Origin of the sequence: Streptomyces lomondensis (genome assembly GCF_014651035.1) — a bacterium.
Classification (GTDB): domain Bacteria; phylum Actinomycetota; class Actinomycetes; order Streptomycetales; family Streptomycetaceae; genus Streptomyces; species Streptomyces lomondensis.
Map to the genome: position 1 here is coordinate 1 of NZ_BMWC01000044.1, position 882 is coordinate 882.

Here is an 882-nt window from a genome sequence, read left to right on the forward strand (position 1 = left end):
GTCGATGTCGAAGGTCAGGGAGTTGTAGATCTGCACCGGCAGGGTGACGGTGTCGACCGAGGACAGGAACTGGGAGATGTAGAACTCGTCGAAGCTGGTGATGAAGGAGAAGATCGCTGCCGCGATCATGCCGGGGGCGGCCAGGGGGAAGGTGATCCGCCGGGCGATGGTCAGCCGGTTCGCGCCCATGCTCGCCGCGGCGTCCTCCAGCCGTTCGTCGATCCCGCGTAGGGTCGCCACCAGGATCAGCACCGCGATGGGCGAGGCCAGCACGGTGTGGCCGAGGGCGATGGCGATCGGGCTGCCCAGCATCGAGGCCGGCTCGAAGAGCAGGAACAGGCCCAGGGCGGTGACGATCTGCGGGATGAGCAGCGGTCCGAGGACCAGGGCGTAGACCGCGGAGCGCAGCGGCAGTTCGCTGCGGGTCAGCGCGGTCGCCGCGGTCACGCCGATGATCAGCGAGAACACGGTGCTCAGGCAGGCCACCAGCGCGCTCGTCGACATCGCGGCCGGCCACTTGCTGCCGTCGGCGAAAAGCGACTTGTACCAGCCCAGCGTCCACGCTTGCGGCGGGAACGAGCCGAAGGCGTTCTTGCTGAACGAGGTGACGAGGACGACCATGATCGGCAGCGCCAGGAACAGCAGGATCACGGTGGCGACCGCCGTCAGGGCGATCCGCCCGCCCAGGGTGCTGCGCAGCTCCATCATGACGCGCTCCTCTTCTTCCGGCTCGCGCCGAGGGAGGTGACGAGCTTGACCAGCAGCAGTCCGGCGAAGGTCATCAGCAGCAGGATGACGCCCTGGGCGGCCGCCCCGTTCCACTGGTTCTGCTTCATCACCTGCTGGTTGATCAGGGAGGCGATCATCGTCTGGTCGGGGCCG

1 protein-coding gene is annotated in these 882 nt (G+C 67.6%); it reads right to left on the reverse strand.

The features are described from left to right. On the reverse strand, positions 1 to 708 hold a 708-nt coding region (locus tag IE255_RS38865; RefSeq protein WP_190055152.1), incomplete at its 3' end, for an ABC transporter permease. Positions 709 to 882 lie beyond the last annotated feature (174 nt).